At 57.6% G+C, this 19,680-nt stretch carries 18 protein-coding genes and 2 pseudogenes; 7 read left to right on the top strand and 13 right to left on the bottom strand.

What is annotated here, in order from left to right:
- Positions 1-2 precede the first annotated feature (2 nt).
- Positions 3-1,127 carry a glycerophosphodiester phosphodiesterase gene (locus E3Z29_RS24330; protein WP_134787148.1) on the bottom strand — a complete coding sequence of 375 codons (1,125 nt, stop codon included), beginning with the start codon at positions 1,125-1,127 and terminating at the stop codon, positions 3-5.
- Positions 1,128-1,349: 222 nt separating this feature from the next.
- Here E3Z29_RS24330 and E3Z29_RS24325 point away from each other — a divergent pair, with 222 nt between their 5' ends.
- Positions 1,350-1,676, top strand: a complete 327-nt coding sequence (locus E3Z29_RS24325; RefSeq protein ID WP_134787147.1) for a DUF2025 family protein — start codon at positions 1,350-1,352, stop codon at positions 1,674-1,676.
- A gap of 204 nt (positions 1,677-1,880) precedes the next feature.
- Here the strand turns inward: E3Z29_RS24325 and E3Z29_RS24320 are convergent, their stop codons facing one another.
- Positions 1,881-2,195, bottom strand: a complete 315-nt coding sequence (locus E3Z29_RS24320; protein ID WP_134787146.1) for an antibiotic biosynthesis monooxygenase — start codon at positions 2,193-2,195, stop codon at positions 1,881-1,883.
- Positions 2,192-2,893: a CTP synthase gene (locus E3Z29_RS24315; protein ID WP_134787145.1), complete on the bottom strand. Its 702-nt coding sequence runs from the start codon at positions 2,891-2,893 to the stop codon at positions 2,192-2,194. Before E3Z29_RS24315 ends, E3Z29_RS24320 begins: the two co-directional genes overlap by 4 nt.
- A 51-nt stretch (positions 2,894-2,944) precedes the next feature.
- Between E3Z29_RS24315 and E3Z29_RS24310 the strand changes: the two genes are divergently transcribed.
- A complete protein-coding gene (locus E3Z29_RS24310; RefSeq protein ID WP_027612611.1) occupies positions 2,945-3,886 on the top strand; it encodes a LysR family transcriptional regulator in 942 nt (313 codons plus the stop codon).
- Here the strand turns inward: E3Z29_RS24310 and E3Z29_RS24305 are convergent, their stop codons facing one another.
- From E3Z29_RS24305 to E3Z29_RS24290, 5 genes and pseudogenes are all read right to left on the bottom strand, one after another.
- Positions 3,887-4,420, bottom strand: coding sequence for a DUF1003 domain-containing protein (locus E3Z29_RS24305; RefSeq protein WP_134787144.1), 534 nt, complete (start codon positions 4,418-4,420; stop codon positions 3,887-3,889). It abuts the gene before it with no gap.
- A gap of 186 nt (positions 4,421-4,606) precedes the next feature.
- Positions 4,607-5,044: pseudogene (locus E3Z29_RS30005) on the bottom strand (methyl-accepting chemotaxis protein); the annotation flags it as partial.
- 156 nt (positions 5,045-5,200) lie between these two features.
- Positions 5,201-5,836, bottom strand: a pseudogene (locus E3Z29_RS30000) (PAS domain-containing protein); the annotation flags it as partial.
- A 289-nt stretch (positions 5,837-6,125) separates the two neighbouring features.
- Positions 6,126-7,175: a diguanylate cyclase gene (locus tag E3Z29_RS24295; protein ID WP_134787615.1), complete on the bottom strand. Its 1,050-nt coding sequence runs from the start codon at positions 7,173-7,175 to the stop codon at positions 6,126-6,128.
- Between the two features lie 156 nt (positions 7,176-7,331).
- Complete coding sequence (locus E3Z29_RS24290) at positions 7,332-7,940, bottom strand: TetR/AcrR family transcriptional regulator (protein WP_134787142.1); 609 nt, start codon at positions 7,938-7,940, stop codon at positions 7,332-7,334.
- A 215-nt stretch (positions 7,941-8,155) separates the two neighbouring features.
- On the opposite strand from E3Z29_RS24290, the gene E3Z29_RS24285 reads away from it, so the two are divergent.
- Together E3Z29_RS24285 and E3Z29_RS24280 are read left to right on the top strand one after the other, a co-directional pair.
- Entirely contained in the window at positions 8,156-9,232 is a 1,077-nt protein-coding gene (locus E3Z29_RS24285) for an MBL fold metallo-hydrolase (RefSeq protein ID WP_134787141.1), read from the top strand.
- 112 nt (positions 9,233-9,344) lie between these two features.
- On the top strand, positions 9,345-10,862 hold the full coding sequence (locus tag E3Z29_RS24280; protein ID WP_134787140.1) for an amidase family protein: 1,518 nt from the start codon (positions 9,345-9,347) through the stop codon (positions 10,860-10,862).
- A gap of 9 nt (positions 10,863-10,871) precedes the next feature.
- On the opposite strand, the gene E3Z29_RS24275 is transcribed toward E3Z29_RS24280, so the two are convergent.
- Together E3Z29_RS24275 and E3Z29_RS24270 are read right to left on the bottom strand one after the other, a co-directional pair.
- Entirely contained in the window at positions 10,872-11,180 is a 309-nt protein-coding gene (locus tag E3Z29_RS24275; RefSeq protein ID WP_027612618.1) for a hypothetical protein, read from the bottom strand.
- A gap of 93 nt (positions 11,181-11,273) precedes the next feature.
- A complete protein-coding gene (locus E3Z29_RS24270) occupies positions 11,274-12,041 on the bottom strand; it encodes a helix-turn-helix domain-containing protein (protein WP_134787139.1) in 768 nt (255 codons plus the stop codon).
- A 112-nt stretch (positions 12,042-12,153) separates the two neighbouring features.
- On the opposite strand from E3Z29_RS24270, the gene E3Z29_RS24265 reads away from it, so the two are divergent.
- Both E3Z29_RS24265 and E3Z29_RS24260 read left to right on the top strand, forming a co-directional pair.
- The gene (locus E3Z29_RS24265) at positions 12,154-12,969 is read left to right on the top strand and encodes a sulfite exporter TauE/SafE family protein (protein ID WP_134787138.1); all 816 of its coding nucleotides are present in this window, start codon (positions 12,154-12,156) and stop codon (positions 12,967-12,969) included.
- Between the two features lie 63 nt (positions 12,970-13,032).
- Positions 13,033-14,169: a hypothetical protein gene (locus E3Z29_RS24260; RefSeq protein WP_134787137.1), complete on the top strand. Its 1,137-nt coding sequence runs from the start codon at positions 13,033-13,035 to the stop codon at positions 14,167-14,169.
- A 3-nt stretch (positions 14,170-14,172) separates the two neighbouring features.
- On the opposite strand, the gene E3Z29_RS24255 is transcribed toward E3Z29_RS24260, so the two are convergent.
- From E3Z29_RS24255 to E3Z29_RS24245, 3 genes are all read right to left on the bottom strand, one after another.
- Positions 14,173-15,156, bottom strand: coding sequence for a hypothetical protein (locus E3Z29_RS24255; protein ID WP_134787136.1), 984 nt, complete (start codon positions 15,154-15,156; stop codon positions 14,173-14,175).
- Positions 15,157-15,430: 274 nt separating this feature from the next.
- Positions 15,431-15,940 carry a Bro-N domain-containing protein gene (locus E3Z29_RS24250; protein ID WP_134787135.1) on the bottom strand — a complete coding sequence of 170 codons (510 nt, stop codon included), beginning with the start codon at positions 15,938-15,940 and terminating at the stop codon, positions 15,431-15,433.
- A 387-nt stretch (positions 15,941-16,327) separates the two neighbouring features.
- On the bottom strand, positions 16,328-16,747 hold the full coding sequence (locus tag E3Z29_RS24245) for a very short patch repair endonuclease (RefSeq protein WP_114884943.1): 420 nt from the start codon (positions 16,745-16,747) through the stop codon (positions 16,328-16,330).
- A 580-nt stretch (positions 16,748-17,327) separates the two neighbouring features.
- Between E3Z29_RS24245 and E3Z29_RS24240 the strand changes: the two genes are divergently transcribed.
- Positions 17,328-19,625, top strand: coding sequence for a sigma-70 family RNA polymerase sigma factor (locus tag E3Z29_RS24240; protein WP_134787134.1), 2,298 nt, complete (start codon positions 17,328-17,330; stop codon positions 19,623-19,625).
- Positions 19,626-19,680: the final 55 nt, after the last annotated feature.

Raw genomic sequence — 19,680 nt, 5'->3', positions numbered from 1 at the left:
GATCAGAACCCGTTGTTCTTCAACACCTGATCAACACTGGCACTGGCCGGGCGCTTGTAGAACTTCAACAGTTCGCTGGCGCGGTTGGTGAAGATGCCATCAACGCCGGCCGCCATGACTTTCTCGAAATCCACCGGCTCATCGACGGTGTAGACGTGCACCAGCATGCCCTGATCGTGGGTGTACTGGTTCATCCACGGTTGCACCAGGTCCGAATAGCTCTGGTCGCCGCCCTTGGTCAGCCTGGCCGAAGGGCCGGTGCCGATGGCGCCCTGCGACTTGGCGAAATCAACCCATTGCTTGAATTCGGCTTCGGACTTCGGCTCCTGCTTGCCGTAGAACACGTTCTTGTCCTTTTCGCCGGACTCGGCAAAGGTCACCTTCGATTTCGGCTCGATGCTGCCTTCGCCGACCCACAGCAGCAGGATTTTCGGCACTTGCGGCATTTCCTTTTGCAGCAGTTCGAGGCTGTTCTTCTCGAAAGTCTGCAGGATCACCTTGCCTTTGCCCTGGCCGACGGCCAACTCGCTTTTCGCCAGTTTCGAACCGGCCGGGCTCAGCCAGCCGCGATCTTGCAGCTTCTCTTTCAGGTCATGCTCGATGCCCGGAAACAGCTGCGGCTCCTTGGTTTCGATGTAAAGACCCGGCTTGTGTTTCGGGTTGGCCTGGGCGATGTCGATGATTTCATCGAGGGTGAGGATTTTCAGCCCGGCGTAGGTCGGACGCGCGCGATCCGGGTAAGCCTTGTTGTACCAGCTGCCGGCGTCGAGGGTTTTCAGTTCGGCCATGGTGAAGGCGGTGGCCGGGCTGTCTTTGCGCTCCGGGAATTTGGTGGCGACGTCGGTGGTGCGTTGCAGATTGTTGTCGTGCAGGGCGAACAGCACGCCGTCCTTGCTGCGCTGCAAATCCATTTCCAGGTAGTCGGCGCCGAGGTCGCGGGCCAGTTTGTAGGAGGCGGCGGTGGACTCCGGTGCATCAAAGGACGCGCCACGGTGAGCGATCACGGCTGGATGCGGGATGCCATGGGCGGCGGCAAGCGCGTTGACGTCAGTCTGGGCGGCGTGGGCCTGGCCGAGACCGAGCAGCAGGCTCAGCATGAGGGCGCTTTTGGTGAAAGTGGCGGGCATGTTCGAGTTCCTTTCGCAGGGCATTTTCAAAGACGTACCTTTTAACAACTGAATCGATTGGGTGCTATCGCCAGACCGACATAAACGTATTAAAAGCGATTTTTCCTGCACTTTTGTGGCGCGGTTTGCAGTACGCTTGCCCTCGGCAGACGCTCCGGCAGAGGGCGCGCCGATTCCGTTGCCCTGCGTGTAAACCATCGATGATTTTTCGTGAGGTTTACCATGCGCATCACTTCCCAACTCATCTGTCAGGCCGCCGATGACCTCAAGGGTTTCGTCGGCCTCAACCGCAAGACCGGCCAGTACATCGTGCGTTTCAGCGAAGATTCGTTCGGCATGGACGTCGCCGATGACGGCATTATTCCTGTGAGTGAATTCGTCTGGGCGCCGGCCTCTGAGACGACCATGACCTTGAAGCGAGAGCTGATTCAGTTGTTGCTGGACCAGAACATCGATGACCGGATCAACATCAGTGAGCCGTTGCGGGTGTACATGAGCAAGGTTGAGGTGCCGGAGATTGTGGCGGTGCGCAGTCTGGTGAAGGGTTGAAGTTTTTGTATTGACGGTACTGGCCTCTTCGCGGGCAAGCCACGCTCCCACAGGTTTTGAGTTGTTCTGAAGATCACGCTGTACCTGTGGGAGCTGGCTTGCCAGCGATGAGGCCGGTGAGAACACCACCCAATTCAAAGCCCAAGCGCGGTACCTGTGGGAGCGAGCTTGCTCGCGAAGAGGCCAGTCAGCGCGCCGTCAAAGTCACTGCCCAAACCGATACTCGCGCTCCACCCGACACACCCGGGTCTGAAATTTCGAATACCACTGCGCCCGGCCGCGCGCCTGAATCACCCGGTGCTCGGGATGCTCGCGCCAGGCCAGAATCGCCGCCTCGCTCTGCCAGTACGAAATGGTGATCCCGACCCCGTCTTCTCCACGAATCGAATCAATGCCGAGAAATCCCGGTTGCTCGCTGACCAACTCCATCATGCGCTCGGAGGCCGCGGCATAACCGTTGTCACCCTCGGTGCGGGTGGAGGTGAAAATCACCGCAAAGCAAGGCTCGTTCGGCTTCATGGATGTTGCTCCGCACATGCTTCGACAAACGCCCGCACCAGTGGCGGGATGTTGCCCTTGAGCGCTGCGCGTTCCGGTTGAAACAGCGTGGCGACAAAAAACACATGGTCAGTCAATTCGATCGCGCGCAAGTCACCTGCCGAATCATGCCCCACGGCGCGTAGCTGATGGCTCAGTAAATCTCGTTCGAACTGCGGATTCACCCCGAATCGGCAGCGATAGCCTTCAAGAATTTCGGACGTTTCGTACGCCTTGGCGATCAACGAGCCGGCGACCAGATGAATGCTGTCCACCGCCTCCACCAGTGAACAGGTCAGTGGTGTGAGCACGGCTCGCGGTGAATCCGGCGATGTTTCGCCATGCTCGGCATCGGCCCAGCCCAGCACATTGCGGGAAAATTCCAGCAGCGCATGCTGAAAACCACCGCAGGTGCCGAGGAAAGGGCGCTGTTGTTCGCGGGCAAAACGGATGGCCCTGAGTGCACCGGCCTCACTTTTGTAGGGGCTGGCCGGGACGCACCAGAAACCGTCAAAGTGATCCAGCGCAGTGTCGGCGTGTATCTGCTCGGTGGGCAGCCATTCGAATTGCACATTGTGGCCGGACTGCTCGGCGATCAGGCCGAGGGCAACGGGGATCGCCTGGTGGGCGGTGACTTGCGGATCGTGATCGCCGATCAGGGCGATGGAAATGGCGTCCATGGGATTTCCTTGATTTGAGTGAGTGATGAACCTCTGGGGGAGGGTGTGCAGTTGTCGATCACCGGGGCTCACTATAGATTGGCGTTCACGCACTCAATATTGGCGTTTCCCCAAGTGATCAATGCAGCGACGCACTATCGACTCGACTACCCGGATCTGGCGCTGATCCTCGCGTTGGTGCGGGGCGGCTCTCTGGCCCGGGCGTCGCAGCTGCTCAGGGTAGACGTGTCGACGGTGTTTCGCGCGGTACGTCGTCTGGAGTCAGCGCTGGGTCAGCAATTGTTCGAAAAGAGCCGCGCCGGGTACCTGCCAACCACCCTCGCGCAGACTCTCGCCGAGCAAGCCGAACGCGCCGAGCAGGCACTGGAAGCGGCGCGGATCGGTGTCGAGCAGGGCGGCGAAGTGGTCAGCGGCACGGTGCGCCTGACCTGCACCGACTCGGTGCTGCAAGGCCTGCTGTTGCCGGCGCTGGCGCAGTTCATGCCGAACTATCCGGCGTTGACTCTCGAGCTGAGCACCTCCAACGATTTCGCCAACCTCAACCGCCGCGATGCCGACATCGCCCTGCGCCTGACGCGTACGCCGCCAGAGCATCTGGTCGGACGGCAACTGGCGAAGATTTCCTACCGGGTCTGCGCCAGTGCGCGTTATCTGCAAAACGTCGATGCGACGGATCTGGCGGCGCTGACCTGGATCGCCCCGGACGAGTTTCTGCCGGATCACCCGACCGTCGCCTGGCGCCGTCAGCAGTTGCCCGGCGTGACCCCGGCTTATCGCTGCAACAGCATGCTCTCGGTGACTGAACTGGTGCGCGGCGGACTCGGTGTGGCGGCGTTGCCGGACTTTCTCATTACCGAAGGTTTACAGGCTCTCAGCGAACCGTTGCACGGTTACGACACCGCGCTGTGGCTGCTGACCCGCCCGGACTGCCGGGCGTTGCGCTCGGTGGTCACGCTGTTCGATGAACTGGGGCGGGCACTGCGGTTGCCGTGATCAGCGTTGCGGGTTCTGGCAGATGTGCGCATGCAGTTCGCGGGTCAGGCCTTCGATGCGCTCGGTCAGGCTCTTGGTCATTTCGGTGAGGCGGGTGTTCTGCTCCAGCAGTTCGAGCAGTTGCGCGGTGGTCTGCGCAGCCTGAGCCTGGCGCTCACTGTTGGCCACGGCCAGCGCTTCACGGTGTTGCGCGTCGGCGTCCGATTGCGCCTTGTCCCGCGCGGCTTGCCGGGTTTGTGCCAGCAGGATCAACGGCGCGGCGTAGGCGGCTTGCAGGCTGAACGCCAGGTTGAGCAGGATGAACGGGTAGACGTCGAACTGCGTCACGCCCAACACGTTGAGGCCGATCCACACCGCGACGATCACGGTTTGCGCACCGAGGAACAGCGGCGTGCCGAAGAATCGCGCGAAGGCCTCAGCGCGCAAGGCGAACGTGTCGTTGCCGAAGGTGGTGTTGAGGTGGGCGTGGGGGCGGTGGAAGCGCAAGTGGTCGACGGGGGCGGGCGCGGGGACGTCGGGTTTTTCTGTGGTCATGATGGGCTCGGCAGGACTTGGGACTGAAGGTCACTATAGTCCTGCATCGAGGCTTATGGCCCTTTCGCGAGCAGGCTCGCTCCTACAGGGATTGAGTCGATCACTTAACTTGTGATCAACCCAGAACCTGTGGGAGCGAGCTTGCTCGCGAAAGCCGCGACGCGGTCCAACGGCCCGACATATCGATCAGCCCGGCGCCCGCTCATTGGCAAACATGCTCACCGCCTGCACCGCTTCACTGGCGCCATCGCGGATCTGCAGAATCACGCTGCCAGCCTGATCCGCCAGTTCAACGCCTTGCGCCGCCCGCCCGCGAGTGCCTTCCATGCTCTTGATCGCCTGCCGCGTTTCGCTCTGGATCAGGTTAATCATGTTGGAAATCTCCGCCGTCGAGCCGCTGGTGCGCGCTGCCAGTTGCCGCACTTCGTCCGCTACAACGGCGAACCCGCGCCCCTGATCACCGGCACGCGCCGCTTCAATCGCTGCGTTGAGGGCCAGCAGATTGGTCTGGTCGGCAATCGCGCGGATAGTGTTGACGATCGCCGTGATCTGCTCCGAGCGTTCGCCAAGTTGCGCGATCAGCGTTGATGACTGCGCGATATCGTCAGCGATTTCGCGCATCTCACTGGCCGCCTGCTGGATCACCTGAGTGCCTTGCTCGGCGACTTTCCGGGTTTCCACCGAGATGTGATAAGCAGCGCTGGCGCTGCGCGCATCGTGCTCGTGCTGCTCGACGCGGGCGGTGACGTCCGTGGCGAATTTCACCACTTTGCACAACCGCCCGGCAGCGTCGTATACCGGGTTGTAGTTGGCCTCCAGCCACACACTCTGGCCGCGCTTGTCGACGCGTTCGAACTGACCCTGAAACAGCTCACCCTGATTCAACCGCCGCCAGAAATCCTCATAGGCGCTGCTGTTGACCAGCTCCGCGCGGCAGAACAAGCGGTGATGTTTACCCTTCAGTTCAGCGAGCGTGTAACCCATGCGCGTCAGAAAATTCTGGTTGGCGGTGAGAATGCCGCCGTTGAGGTCGAATTCGATCACCGCCATCGCCCGGTCGATCGCCTGCAGCTTGGCATTGGCCTCGCTCTCCTGCTGAACCTTGGTCGTCACGTCCATGGCGAACTTGACCACTTTGACCACGCGCCCCGACGCATCCTTGATCGGGTTGTAGTTGGCTTCCAGCCAGACCGGCTGGCCCTGGCTGTTGATCCGCTCGAAGGTACCGGACTGGAACTGGCCGTTTTTCAGGCGCGACCACAGTTCAGTGTATTGCGCGCTGCGACCAAACTCCGCGGTGCAGAACAAGCGATGCGGCTGGCCGATCACCTGTTCGGCGCGGTAACCCATGGTTTTGAGGAAGTTGTCATTGGCCTTTAGCACTACGCCTTCAAGGTCGAACTCGATCACCGCCATGGAGCGATTGATCGCTTCAAGCAGGCCGTTCTGTTCGGTGATGGTGTGTTGAAGGTCGTTGAGTTCGGACTGGTGGCGTTTGAAAAACATAGGGGCAGTACCTGGAAGTAGGGAAAGACGAGGTTTGTGTCCCTGTTTCCGCGCTGGCAGAGCAAATGCTGGATGAGCATTTGCCATTGACTGCAAAGTGCCAGCATCCAGGCTGACGAGCCGATCTTATACAAACTGCTTTGAGTTGTACAAGAAATTGCGAATCAGTTTTTTCAAGGCTGAGGGCGCGGGCGTCTTCTTAGCCCGGACTGCTCAGCGCCACGCTGATGGTGTTGCGCCCCGTGTGTTTGGCGGTGTACAGCGCTTTGTCGGCGTCATCCAGCCAGGCAACCGCGTCGCTGTACGACGGCTGAAACCGGGCCAGACCGATACTCAGGCTGACGCGTAGCTCTGGCACATCCGGGTGCCGATATTGATCCATCGCCTGACGCAATCGTTCCATTTGCGCCTCGGCTTTATTGAGTGGCTGGTCGGGCAGGATCAGGCAAAACTCGTCGCCGCCATAACGACCGGCCCGTTCACCTTCGGCCAGCAGCCCTTTGAGTGCCTGGCTCAACTCGCGCAGCACGGCGTCGCCAACGATGTGCCCATAGTTGTCGTTGATGGTCTTGAAATGATCGATGTCGATCAGCGCCAGAATGTCCTGGGTGTTGTTATCTCGGCACCGGGTGAAACGCGTATGGAGCAGATCCTTCCAGGCGCCGTGATTGAGCAGCCCGGTGAGGCTGTCGGTGCGGCTCAGGTCTCTGAGTGCACGCTTGTGCTGCGCGAGTTTGATCGCCAGTTGGTAACTGACCATGCCCAGGGCCAAGGGGTACAAGGTCAGCATCGGCAGGCAGGCCCAAACCTCGATTTGCGTCATCGTCAGGCTGAACTTGAAGCCGAACAGTAAACAGCCCAGCAGCACGCCGGCCACTTGGGCCAGGGCACCGAGCAGGAACAGACGTCGTCCACCGGCGGCGACATTGTTCATGGTCATCATCGACAGGATGGTCACGGTGGTCAGCGGATTGAACTGAAAGCAAGCGGTCCAGAAGCCCCCGCACAACGAGTCGTACAACAGGTTGCGGCGTTCGGCATGGTAGGGGAAGGTCGAGCGGGTCGAAACCTGATAGGCCAGATGCGGCCAGATAAAACCGTTGAACACCAGCAGCGCCCAGAGCCAGTTCGGCATGTGCAACGGATACAGCGCAGCCGCGACGCTGAAAAAGCCGACACCCAGACCGATGATCCTGGGCAGATAAATGCGTCTGGCGAATGACAAGCCTTTGCCGCGTTGATTTTCCATGATGTCCTGCGCCAGATTCATCCTGAAATACTTTGAAGTGTTTTTTCAGGTTGACCGTTCGTCGGTCAATTGTCGGACATTGTCATTTATTCCAACGAGAATAATCAGTGTCCTTCCGAGCCATTTAATCGTAGCGGGGCGCAGGAGAGGGCCGGTTTAGAGCTGGTATCTGGCCAGAAACATCTCCATGGCCGACTCGGCCACGGCTTTTTGCGTGTCTGCATCCAGCGGCGGCAGGCCCATGGAAATCTGCGGCCAGAAACCGAACGACTTCAACAGCCCTTGCACCTGCTGCGCGGCGAATTCTGCGTTCACGGTTTTCAGTCGACCATCCGCCAGCGCCGCGCGAATCCACACCGTCAGGCCTTCTTCGCGCTTGCCCATGCGCGCCACCATGTCCTGCGCGCGCTCCGGGGAATGAATGGTGGCGGCAATCGCCACCCGTGCCAGCCCGAGAAAGTTGTCATCGGCCATCATCTGCAGTTTAGCCAGCAACATGGGCAGCAGTTGCTCGCGCAGCGGCTGATCCGCGCGATAGGACACGGTTTGCTCGTCGGTAATCCGTGCCCAGAGTTGGTTGAGAATTTCGGCGAACAGCTCTTCCTTGCTGGGAAAGTGGTTGTACACCGTGCGCTTCGACACCCCGGCGGTGGCCGCGATCTTGTCCATGCTGGTGACCTCGAACCCGTTGGCACGGAATTCGGCAATTGCCGCCTGGATGATGGCTTCGCGTTTGCGGTCGGTGAGGCGTTGTGGAGCTGTCATAAGTACGCTTCGGCAGAGAAGGGGTGGAATTACACTTGGCAGTTTACTTGTCATCACGTTTCATGCAACCTAGAAACTACACCGCCCAGTGTAATGTTGCGTTAATCCGCGCAACCTAAAAACAGACAGTTCGGCTGATGCGTGCGTGCCTTGGCCATTTATCGTCCCACCGTGAAAAACCGTGAATTGCACGGTTTTTCTGGAGTCTCTCAGTCATGGCCAATCCAGATTTTTCTGCGGATCAAACTTCCACGCCTGAAGCCTCTCGCCAGGATCAAGGGCTGTTCCGTAACCACGCGCCGGTGCAGCGCGAAGGTGGGCGCAAGATGCTGCGGATCATGTGGAACATGATCTTCAACAAGCCGCGCAATACCCGACCGGCCGCCGCGATCCCGGTGCAACCGCTGACCCGTGAAGACCTGCTGGCGGCGCCTGACCACAGCGTCTATCGCCTCGGTCACTCGACTCTGCTGCTGAAAATGCGCGGCAAATTCTGGATAACTGACCCGGTCTTCGCCGAGCGTGCGTCGCCCGTGCAATGGGCCGGCCCGAAACGTTTTCACCAGCCGCCGATCAGCATCGACCAGTTGCCGCCGATCGAAGCGGTGATCCTGTCGCACAACCATTACGACCACCTCGATTACCAGGCGGTACTGCAACTGGCGGCCAAAACCAACTATTTCCTGACCCCGCTGGGCGTCGGCGACACCCTGATCAAATGGGGCATCGACGCCAGTAAAGTTCGCCAGTACGACTGGTGGCAGGGCACCGAAATCGCCGGCATCCGCTTCGTTGCCACTCCCTCGCAGCACTTCTCCGGCCGCAGCCTGTTCGACAGCAACAGCACCCTGTGGGCCTCGTGGGTGATGATCGATGGCGATACGCGAATCTTCTTCAGCGGCGACAGCGGCTATTTCGACGGCTTCAAACGCATCGGCGAACAATACGGCCCGTTCGATCTGACCCTGATGGAAACCGGCGCTTACAACGTCGAATGGCCACACGTGCACATGCAACCCGAAGAAACCCTGCAAGCGCACCTCGACCTCAAGGGCCGCTGGCTGTTTCCGATCCACAACGGCACCTTCGACCTGGCAATGCACGCCTGGCATGAACCGTTTGACCGGATTCTGGCGCTGGCCTGGGAGCGTAGTGTTTCGATTACCACGCCGCGAATGGGCGAGGCGTTTAATTTGATGCAGCCGCAGCGGGGGCACACGTGGTGGCTGAATATGGAGCAGGATGTGTCGGAAAACGCCCCAATTGCTGGTAGCGGCTACAAGTCGGGATGACTTTTCCTACTGTCGGTAGTCCAGCTGGCTGACAGCTCTTTCCTATGTCCTCGGTAGGCTTGGTCGCGAGTGAATGAATCACTCGTGATTAGCCTAAACAAGGACGATAGACATGACGCATTTCTTCAAACGTCGCGTGAATACGCTGACGAGATCCATATTGGTCGCACTGGCAGCGACAGGAGTCGCCGCCAGTGCCCATTCGGCCACTGATCTTCATTACGCCAGCGTCAGTGAACTCAGCAAAATGATGGCCGACAATGAGCTCACTGCTGTTGAACTGGTTGAACACTTTCAACAGCGAATTGCCGAGCTGGACAAGCAAGGCCCTGCTATCCACGCCATCGTCGAACTGAATTCACAAGCCATCGAAATAGCTACCGCGCTGGATAACGAGCGTAACGAGGGGCTGTCGCGTGGTCCGTTGCATGGTATTCCGGTACTGCTCAAAGACAATTTTGATACCGCCGACAGCCTGCAAACCGGCGCCGGCTCCTTGGCCATGGTCGGCCAGCCGGCAGCCAACGATGCCTTTGTGGTTAAACAGCTGCGGGATGCCGGCGCGATTATTCTGGGTAAAGCCAACATGAGTGAATGGGCTTATGTGCGGGAAATGGGTTTGCCCCATGGTTGGAGCGGACGTGGTGGGCAAGGGAAAAACCCACATGCACTGAGCGAGGAAATCTGCGGTTCCAGTTCTGGATCGGCCGCTGCCGTGGCTGCCGGTTTCGCGCCGATCTCCTTGGGCACGGAAACCAACGGTTCGATCACTTGCCCGGCATCGGCCAATGGCGTAATCGGCGTTAAACCAACCTTGGGCCTGTTCAGTCGCACCGGGGTGGTGCCAATCACCCGTCTGCAAGACACCCCTGGTACTTTGACACGTACTGTCCGTGACGCAGCGTTGATGTTCAACGTGTTGCAAGGCACGGATGCGACAGACTCCGCGACATCGATCGCCCCGACAGGAATCGACTACACCGCGTTACTGGCAAACGATGCCCTGCAAGGCAAGCGTATCGGTTATCCCGCCGCTTACGAGGGGACGGGCGGCGTGGTCCTGACTCCCGGAGTGGAGTTTCAGAAGGCAATGATCACACTCGAGAAACAAGGTGCGACGCTCGTGCCAGTGACCATTCGTTTACCTGATATCGATAATTTCGTACCCGGTCTGATGGGCGCGATGAAATACGAATTGCCTGAATATCTCGTCAGCCGTTCCGGTCTGCCGATCCAGTCGTTGCAGGACCTGATCGACTTCAATCAGCTCAATCCCGGCAAGGAGGGCTATGGGCAGGCCACGCTCGAAGCGATGAATGCGCTGGACATGACTCACGAACAGGCCAGCGGATTGATCTTGAGCATCAGCAAAAACTTCAAGGACGCCATTGACGAGCAACTGCGCGAACACAACCTCGACGCAATGGTTGCCGAAGCGGATGGTTACTCGCAGTTTTCTGCCGCAGTGGCTGGTTATCCGGCGGTAACCCTGCCATCGGGCATGAGCGCTAACGGTATACCCACGTCCGTGTTCTTTTTCGGCAAAGCATGGAGCGAGCCGCAATTGTTCGCCATGGCCTACAGCTATGAACAAGCCTCGGCCGAGCTGCGGCACCCTGCGTTCAAGTAATCATTCCACCTAAGCAAAATCCCCACGCTCTGCAACGTTCTGCTGCATGGCCTGGGGATTCAATTTTCGACCCGGCGCAAACCCGGGAAAAAACACCAGCCCCTGTGCCTCAAACCGATAAGCCAACGCCAGCCGCGTCGCATCCGCCACGTCCTGCTGCGCTTCAAACCGCTGGATATCATCCACCGCAACCTCCGCCTCGCGCGACAGTTGTTCCACGCTCCAGCCCAGCATCGCTCGGGCCTGAACGCAGTGCGTCGGGGTGAACTGGAAAAGGGCAATGCGTTCGAGGATGTGGTTCATCGCAAGAGAGGCCATGGTGTGCTCCGGGCTCAAGAGTGCTGATTGAAAATGTACTGTGTTTTTGTACAGTTGTTTTCGGCCGGGATCAAACGCATTTTTTGATTTGCCCTAGTTCGCCGCCTCCAACCAGACGGACGGTGCCTGTCCGAGGATGCGCCGGAACATCGTCGAGAACGCCGCCGGGCTCTCATAACCGAAGTCCAGGGCGATCCGCGTCACCGCTTCACCGGCCGCCAGCCGCGCCAGCGCCAGCACCACGCAGGCCTGTTGCCGCCATTGGCTGAAGCTCAACCCGGTCTGCTGCCGAAACAGTCTGTTGAAGGTGCGCAAGCTTATGTGCAACTGCTCGGCCCAGTGTTGCGGCGACTGATGAGCGTTGGGTTGATGCAGAAAGGTCTGACACAAAGCCAGGAGCTTTCCGTCAGTCGGCAGCGGAATGTGCAAGGGCAGGGGCGCACTGCGCGCCAGTTCATGCAGCAGCAGGTCGATCAATACGCCGTCGCGTCCTTCGAGGTCATAAGTCAGTGGCACTTCCACGGCTTCCATCAACAAGTGCCGCATCAACGGTGAAACGCTGATCACCTGACAACGCTGGCCCAAGTCCACCGCCCCCGGCTCGATGTACAAACTGCGCGTACTCACGCCGAGCATCAGCACCTCATGCGCCACCCCCGGCGGAATCCACACCGCCCGTTGCGGCGGCACCACCCAATTGCCGTCATGGGTACGAACCTGCATCACCCCAGTCGCGCCGTACAGCAATTGCGCCCGCCGGTGTGTATGAAATGGCAACAGATGGCCGTGGGAATAATCCGTACCGATCGCCACCACCGGGCGCGGCGTGTCATCCAGCTGATTGATCGAAACATTGCGCATCGAGCGTTTCCCGGTAGTTGGCGTAAACGCAAACATTATTGTCTGAGTTGCTGAAGCAGGCCAAGCCGACCCGCACTATCGTCGACCGCTCCCCATCACCGGAAGACGCGCCATGTTCTATCTCCTGCTAACCCTGTTCGGCTGCCTGACCGGGATCACCGCCGTGCTCTTCGGCTTCGGCGGCGGCTTCGTCGTCGTGCCGCTGCTCTACCGCATGCTCACCGCCAGCCACGGCGCCGACGACCCCATCGGCCAATCGGCGATGCACATCGCCGTCGCCACCTCGACCTGCGTGATGATCGTCAACGCGCTGATCGCCACCGACAAACACCGCCGCGCCGGCAACCTGATCCGCCATTACCTGTGGCCGCTCGGCGGCTTCATCGCCCTGGGCGCGATCCTCGGGGCGGTCGCGGCGGTGTGGGTCAGCGGCGAAATCATTCGCTACGCCTTCATCGCCTACCTCGGCGTGACCATCATCGACTGCCTGCTCAGACGCGGCTTCCTCACCCGCAGCGAAGGCATCATCCCGCGCCGACTCAGCAGTACAGAAACGTCCGCCGGCGGTGTAGGCATCGGCGCCATCGCCACGTTCCTCGGTGTAGGAGGAAGCGTCATGACCGTGCCGCTGCTGCGCCGCTGCGGGTTGAGCATGTCCCAGGCCACGTCCATGGCCAATCCGTTGAGCGTGCCGGTGGCAGTGGCCGGGACGCTGACCTACATGGCACTGGCCGGATTCAGCGCGACGGATCTGGGCGCGTGGTTTGTCGGGTATGTGGATTTGCTGGCGTTTGTGGTGCTGACACTGGGCTCGTTGGTCGGGATTCGAATGGCCACGCCGTGGATCGGGCGGATACCGGACCGGGTGCATGCGTGGGTGTACATCGCACTGCTGATCGTCGTCATGCTGGGCATGCTGCTCAAGTAGAGCCTCGATTCCTGCGCGCATCCTCTGCATACTCCGCAGCCTCATTCATTCAGGGATCGATCCATGCTCAAGGGACTGCTGCGCCTGGCGCCATACGCTGCGGCGCTGTTCACACTGATTTCCACTGCCCATGCCGAAGATGGCCGGCGCGTGTTCACCGGTACGCTGGGCAAGATGCCGATTGTGCTGGAGCTCAACACCACGCAGCAGGACGAAGTCACCGGCCGCTACTTCTATGAGAAGTATCACCGCGACCTGGAACTCAGCGGCTCGCTGCAGGACAGCACATTGAATCTCGTTGAAGGCAACAACCGCTATGACGACGACAAACCGCTGCCCACCCTGAAGTTGAAATCCACCGCCAACGGTTGGCAGGGCGAATGGCAAAATCCCAAGGGCAAGAAGCTGCCGGTACAACTGACCGAAGCCAAACTTCCCGCGCCAATTGCAACGACGTTGCCCTTTATTACCACTTTGCCGAAGAGCGATCCCTACGAGTATTTGCGCTTACAGGGACTCAAGCTCAAACCGGAGAAGAAAGAAAACTTCATGGGCTACGACCTGCAATGGTGGACGGAGCCTGAGTCGAAGATTTCGTTGTTCAGTGTTGAATCTGGCTATACGAAAGAAGAGCAGGAGCGGATCAATAACCACTTGCTCGGACGGCTCTGGACTGAAGTCATCGACTATCACCGCTGCATGATGGATGGCGGGGAATATGCCGAGTTCGATCAAGGGGCTGCTCCGGAGTTTCTCTCGCCGGATGTAGTCAGCCTGGACATTTCTACCGGTTACAGCTGCGGCGGTGCCCACCCGGATTTCGGCAGTTCGCCAATCAACCTCGACGTCCACACCGGCGAATTGTTGAAACTCAAAGATGTACTGTGGATTGGTGAACCGAATAGCGCGGCCACCGAATACGATCAGATGAAAGTCATGGCGCCGTGGCTGGTCAAACAGTTCACCACGCTCTATCCCGAAGAGATGAAGAAGCCCGCCGAAGATGACGGCAGTTGCGATTACACCGATGAAAGCGTCTGGGGTTATTCCAACTGGCACTTCACACCGAAGGGGATTTACCTGGGCGCTTACTTCGCCCGTTACCAACGTAACTGCGACAACCCCGATTGGTCAGTGCTGCCGTACTCGCTCGTCAACCAGCACCGTGGTGCAGCCAAACTGCAATTGCCCAAAGGCTAACCGTCACGCCAACCCCGGCGCCTCCCGCACAATAAAGTGATCCAGGTTCTCGATGTTGGCACTGAACACCCCGAACGTCTGTTCGGGGTTCTTCTTGCTCGGCACCTGCTTCAACTCCGGCGTCACGCCATAGAAGAAACAGAACAACTCCTTGTCGCTGTCGATCGCGTGCTTGATCTCTTCCAGAAACGCCTTGCGCTTGCGGTAGTTGTCGATCAACTTCTTGCTCAAGTACACGTTCACCGAATACGGCTTCTTCTTCGCCTCATCCGCCTGCTTGAACCAGACTTTCTGCTCGAAATCGATACGAAAACTCTGGGTGTAATCCTTGATCTCTTTGATCTTGCCCCAGTAAATCAGCCCCTTGTTGTCCGTCAGATACTCGATCTTCTTGAAGAACGAGCCATAAGGCGCCGTGTGCTCACCGATCTTCAACGGCATGCGCTTGAGCAATTCCTTGTCGGCGAAGTTCGACACAAAACACTCCACCGGATGCGCAAACACACTGGTCTTGTCCGGCGCCGTCTCACGCCCCGGCGACTCCCTGGAACTTACCTGCGCCACCCGCACCGGATCATCCCGCAACACATCCGCCGCCCCCGCCGGCGCAGCAGGCTTGCGCACATACTCACGCCGCGTCAGCAACAACTCCGACGGAAAATGCTCCTCCCGCCCGTCATCCACTTCACCCTCCGCCGCCTCAACACCCGACGCCGACGCCTTCAAACTCACATACGGACAACCCGCGACGTGCTGCGTAGTGGGCAGATTCTTGAAGTGCGGCGTGCGCACGTAATTCACGTTCTTGGCGTTGAACGTGCCCAACTCATTGGAGGCATCAAACGCCAAACGACAGGCATCGTTGGGGCACTGGAAATGTTCCTTCGCAGAATCGAACGCCACCGTCTCATCAAAATTGAGATCGCGAACGTCATAGATCGACAACTTGTCGTCGAGACTGAGGCAGTAGGCGAGATCGAATTTCATGGTGGGGCTCGGATCCTTGAGTGGGGGAGGGGTATTAATAGCGGGAGGCGGCGCGGGTTGCACTGATTGTTTTCAGGATGATGCAAAACCTGTACGAGCCAGCCTGCTGGCGATTCCAGGCATCAACCAGATTCAATCCTCACCCCGCCACTGCGGGCAGCACATCACCCCTGTGGCGAGGGAGCTTGCTCCCGCTGGGCTGCGGAGCAGCCCCAAGCATTTTGAGCCAAAAAAAATCCGCTGCTTGAACCTCAAACAGCGGATCTTCAAACCATCAGCAACCACGCAACAATCGCGAGGCCCTACGCCACCAGGACTCCTGTCGATTGAACGGATCCTCCGCCAGCAAACAAGGCATATCCCGCAACCGAATCCACGGCTCGTCCTGCCAGTGCAGCGTACTAAGCGACATCTGCGGCCAACTCAAGACACTCAGCGTCGGCCGCTCAACCGAGCGCGCCGGACGAGCATCGCGCAGCGCAGGCACGACATGATGCGTCAGCCACTCGCGAAGCTGTCGATACTCAGGACAGTAGTGATAGATCAGCAGTGCATACACACCGGACTCACTCACCATCATGTGATCCTCAGCTTCACCATAGGTCTCCACGCACATCATCTGACGCTGATCAGCGTCGAGTTTGCGCAACTGGCGTTCATCAAGATGTTTGCCCATCAACCGGCCCAGCTCATGGACGCAGAACCACGCCTGGTTCTCGACCAGAAGGGCGTGCAGATGGGTTTTGTTACGAGTGAAACGAGTTGGGAGAAATGGTTCAGACATGGCATGCCTCCTGACCTGGAAGCACGGGATTTGAACGGCGGGTACAGCGATTCACCTTCATCATGAAGGCTGAGTATTCAGGCATTTCCATTTACCTCTGGCTGCTTTCTTAGGGCATTCGTTAGGGTGTCGGGAGCTAAGAAACCCACCAGAGACGGGCCGGACATATTCCCCTTTCGGGTCTTGTATTCGCCCACTCCCGACATAACGGGATTTTTCGCAGGCGTAGAGAAACCGCAGACGAAAAAAAGCCGCATGACTGTCGGGTGCGGAGGACCGCTCTGGTTGGGGCGTTTCTTAGGCGCCGGAACAGAAGCCTAGGGCTTCAAGGCGGCGTGGTCAATCCTATAAAAATGATCATCGACTATTTGCTCGATTCCCGTAGGTCTAAGCATTCAAATCAAATGCAGAACGGATTTCATTGTGTAGGATTTCTCTGTCTTTGGTGTGGCACTCCCAAACGATCACTACTTTCCAACCAAGCTCCTTCAGCTTCTCCTGCACCTGCAAGTCCCGCTCAACATTCTTCGCGAGTTTAGGCAGCCAAAAGTCGAGTCTGCTTTTTGGTGTGTACGCATATTTGCAGCCCGGGTGTCGGTGCCAAAAGCAGCCGTGGACGAAGATACATAATCGGTGCTTGGGGAATACCAGATCAGGCGAACCTGGCAGATCTTTTCGATGCAGGCGATAACGAAATCCCAATTCATGGCACATCGAACGCACGACCATTTCAGGCTTGGTGTTTTTGCCCTTGATCATTGACATGATCTTCGAGCGGTGTTCGGGGGAGACAATGTCTGCGCTCATCCAATGTAGGCATCCGTACTAGTCCATGGATTCGATTTTTTCGCGGCGCTCGAAACATGACATCAATGGTTCGGGGAGGTAGTCGAGATTGCATCTTCTCGGAAAGTCATGCCTATACCCCCAGTTGAAAAACATATCTTGGCGTATCCAATGTGCTGCCTGTCGGACGAATTTACCTGTAGGGCACCAATATTTTCAGACGATCGGTGCTGTATTTACTAACAGATAAGCAACGCGTGGCTGCTCAGAAATGCAAGCGCTGACAACCCGAATCAGTGTAGTGATAGGCATCCTTGGTCTGTCCTTTACGTGCCTTTAACAAGTGGATATTGTGGATGGCGTTGCGCCACTGTGCTCCTCTTTGAGGAAAACGTAAGTGACTTCGGGAAGGCCTCGCACCACATTCAACCGCGTTCTCATTAGGCCAAATTAGTGTCAGCACTAAAGGGTATGAGCTTGCAAATGGAAGCATGAACAAGGAGTCGGTTCTGAAAAAAGAAGGATGTAGCAAAGTCATTTCTCAACTGATTGATGTGGGAGTGACTTTTAAGGCGAATCGCTTGGGCATGTGGGTAGCACCGTGGCTAAATTGAACCCCTTGCTCCGTATGGCGACCATTGCCGGTGTGGAGGTTGCAGTCAAACTCCATATCGCGCGTGGCGACGATCTTGACGCTCGCGATGGGGCAGGCGCTACGCCTCTAATGCTTGCCTCTGCTCGAAAGAAAAACGGCATTGTACGGCTTCTGTTGGCTGCTGGAGCAAAACCAGAGTTGCTCGATCCCGAAGGCCGAACTGCTCTCGCTTACGCGGAGAAGAGTAACTGTGCTCAATGTATTGACCTATTGCGAGAAGCACTTGGTTTTTCCTTCCAAGTAAGCGATGTGGGCACTGAAAATTCGCTTCAGAGTGATGTAAGCGCCGGAGAGTTACTCCCTCACTCGGTCCAGAGCGAATCGCCGCATAACGACATAGAAGATGAAGCGGTTAAGGTGCCACCTCAGGTTGATGAAGTGCTCGCGCCTGGAAATCACCCATCTTTTGAACTCGTCATCCGCGAGGCGGAAACGATCCGAGCTGACGAGCATGCCGTTCCCTTCGAGACAAAGCCGCACGAAGACCTGATCGAACTCGACGACGAGCCTCTCGACTTGGGGTTTGAGGATGACTGGGAAGCGGAGTCTGAAGTGGTTGCCCCGCAGGGCAACATGGCCGTAGCCGAAGAAATCAGCACACTTCAAGGAACGATAGGCAAGTTCAAAGCGATCGACACTGATGTGGAGTGGGACGATGTCGATCTGTTTCTTCCAGAAAGATCGCTTCCTTTAACCAGTGAGGATCGTGCTGATCTACGTGGCTTATTCTTCCGGGGTTTACGAGAAGGGACAGTACCCAAATCAGCTCTTATCGATGTATGCCGTGAGGGTGATCTCTCCCGCAATGAGGAAACTGAGCGTCTTCTGACTTTCGTTTTAGGCGATCTTGGAGTCTTGATCGATGAGTGGGCGGAGATTACCGATCAGTCTGATCTTGTCGAGCCGTCAGTTGATGAAGAATTAAAGCTATCAGAAGCCTTGGAGTTCGCAGAAGACCTCGCATCGGGTCGTAACGAACCGCTGAGATTTTACGCTAAGGGCTTAAAGAAAGACCTGCTTCTGGCTGCTGAGGAAATTGCATTGGGCCGGGAAATGGAGGAGGCAAGGGCTCAGGCCCTGGATGCGCTCTCACGCTGGCCCTCAGGACTTACTTTTGTTTTCGAAGCTGCCGACAAAGTAGCCCGAGGCCAGGCGAGTCATGAGAGCTTCACCTCTCGCGATGAACCAGCTAGTGAAGGTGACGTAAGCGAAAACTCCAGTGAGATGCCCTCCAATGAGGAGGCAGATTACGAAGAGGATAAGATCGGACTCGATTCGATCGCAACAACCTTTGTCTCCTCGGTTTCAGCTGCACGCTCTGCTGGCAACGATTACGTGAAAGTCCGAAGTGGACTTGCCGCTGCAAATCTTTCCCGAATTTTTCTCATTGAGCTTTCGAGGAAGGCGGATTGTGATTTGGCAGGTGCAGGCTTCTCCTCTGCTATTCGACGCCAGGAAGCTGCGCGAGAGAGGATGATCCTTTCTAACCTTCGTTTAGTGCTTTCCATAGCCAACAAATATCGATGGTCCGAGCTCGCTTTTGATGATCTTGTGCAGGAAGGCAACATAGGTCTGATGAGGGCCGTAGAACGGTTTGACTGGCGCAAAGGGTTCAGGTTTTCCACTTACGCGACGTGGTGGATTCGACAGCAAATTACGCGCGCTATCGCTAATCAAGAGAGAGCGGTCCGTGTTCCAGTTCACATGCAAGAACTGGCAAGAAATATCGTACGAGAACGGGATAAGTTCAAATTTAAGTTGGGCCTTCCCGAAAGCGAACGCGAGACATCCCATCGAACAGGGATTGCTCTCGATAAGCTCAAGCTCCTTTTAACCGTGTTCGAAAAGATCAGCAGTTTGGATGAGTGGTTCGAAGAATCCTCTAATTCCTTGCTCGATTCTCTCTTGGAGGAGGAACCATCTGACCCGGCAATCGCTGCAGAGCATGCTTCTTTACGAGCGATTTTGATGGAAATGATTGGAGAGCTTGACGAGCGTTCGGCCAAGGTGATCAACCTCCGTTTTGGCTTTGGCCAAGATGACGCTATGACCCTGGAGGAGGTTGGATCTCTGTTTGACGTCACTCGTGAGCGAATTAGGCAAATTGAATCGAAGGCACTAAAAAAGCTGTGCCATCCGTTAAGAAAGGAAAAGTTAGTCTTGTATGTAGGCGACTACTTCGAGATGAAAAAATCTCTCCCCTCAGATGAGCAATCAGAGAAGGTCACGGATGAGCGTAGCTGATGATGACCCGCCTCCAACCCAACCGGATGGAGTGCGCAAGTTTGCACGTAGGATG

The organism is Pseudomonas sp. S150 (genome assembly GCF_004526365.1).
Taxonomy (GTDB): Bacteria; Pseudomonadota; Gammaproteobacteria; order Pseudomonadales; family Pseudomonadaceae; genus Aquipseudomonas; species Aquipseudomonas putida_A.
Note: the sequence above shows the minus strand (reverse complement) of the source record. Positions and strands in the feature narration are given on the sequence as shown.

What these genes read in the sequence shown, in the direction of transcription:
- E3Z29_RS24330 (WP_134787148.1), bottom strand. Translation starts at nt 1,127, where the DNA reads ATGCCCGCCACTTTCACCAAAAGCGCCCTCATGCTGAGCCTGCTGCTC.
- E3Z29_RS24325 (WP_134787147.1), top strand. Translation starts at nt 1,350, where the DNA reads ATGCGCATCACTTCCCAACTCATCTGTCAGGCCGCCGATGACCTCAAG.
- E3Z29_RS24320 (WP_134787146.1), bottom strand. Translation starts at nt 2,195, where the DNA reads ATGAAGCCGAACGAGCCTTGCTTTGCGGTGATTTTCACCTCCACCCGC.
- E3Z29_RS24315 (WP_134787145.1), bottom strand. Translation starts at nt 2,893, where the DNA reads ATGGACGCCATTTCCATCGCCCTGATCGGCGATCACGATCCGCAAGTC.
- E3Z29_RS24305 (WP_134787144.1), bottom strand. Translation starts at nt 4,420, where the DNA reads ATGACCACAGAAAAACCCGACGTCCCCGCGCCCGCCCCCGTCGACCAC.
- E3Z29_RS24295 (WP_134787615.1), bottom strand. Translation starts at nt 7,175, where the DNA reads ATGGAAAATCAACGCGGCAAAGGCTTGTCATTCGCCAGACGCATTTAT.
- E3Z29_RS24290 (WP_134787142.1), bottom strand. Translation starts at nt 7,940, where the DNA reads ATGACAGCTCCACAACGCCTCACCGACCGCAAACGCGAAGCCATCATC.
- E3Z29_RS24285 (WP_134787141.1), top strand. Translation starts at nt 8,156, where the DNA reads ATGGCCAATCCAGATTTTTCTGCGGATCAAACTTCCACGCCTGAAGCC.
- E3Z29_RS24280 (WP_134787140.1), top strand. Translation starts at nt 9,345, where the DNA reads ATGACGCATTTCTTCAAACGTCGCGTGAATACGCTGACGAGATCCATA.
- E3Z29_RS24275 (WP_027612618.1), bottom strand. Translation starts at nt 11,180, where the DNA reads ATGGCCTCTCTTGCGATGAACCACATCCTCGAACGCATTGCCCTTTTC.
- E3Z29_RS24270 (WP_134787139.1), bottom strand. Translation starts at nt 12,041, where the DNA reads ATGCGCAATGTTTCGATCAATCAGCTGGATGACACGCCGCGCCCGGTG.
- E3Z29_RS24265 (WP_134787138.1), top strand. Translation starts at nt 12,154, where the DNA reads ATGTTCTATCTCCTGCTAACCCTGTTCGGCTGCCTGACCGGGATCACC.
- E3Z29_RS24260 (WP_134787137.1), top strand. Translation starts at nt 13,033, where the DNA reads ATGCTCAAGGGACTGCTGCGCCTGGCGCCATACGCTGCGGCGCTGTTC.
- E3Z29_RS24255 (WP_134787136.1), bottom strand. Translation starts at nt 15,156, where the DNA reads ATGAAATTCGATCTCGCCTACTGCCTCAGTCTCGACGACAAGTTGTCG.
- E3Z29_RS24250 (WP_134787135.1), bottom strand. Translation starts at nt 15,940, where the DNA reads ATGTCTGAACCATTTCTCCCAACTCGTTTCACTCGTAACAAAACCCAT.
- E3Z29_RS24245 (WP_114884943.1), bottom strand. Translation starts at nt 16,747, where the DNA reads ATGAGCGCAGACATTGTCTCCCCCGAACACCGCTCGAAGATCATGTCA.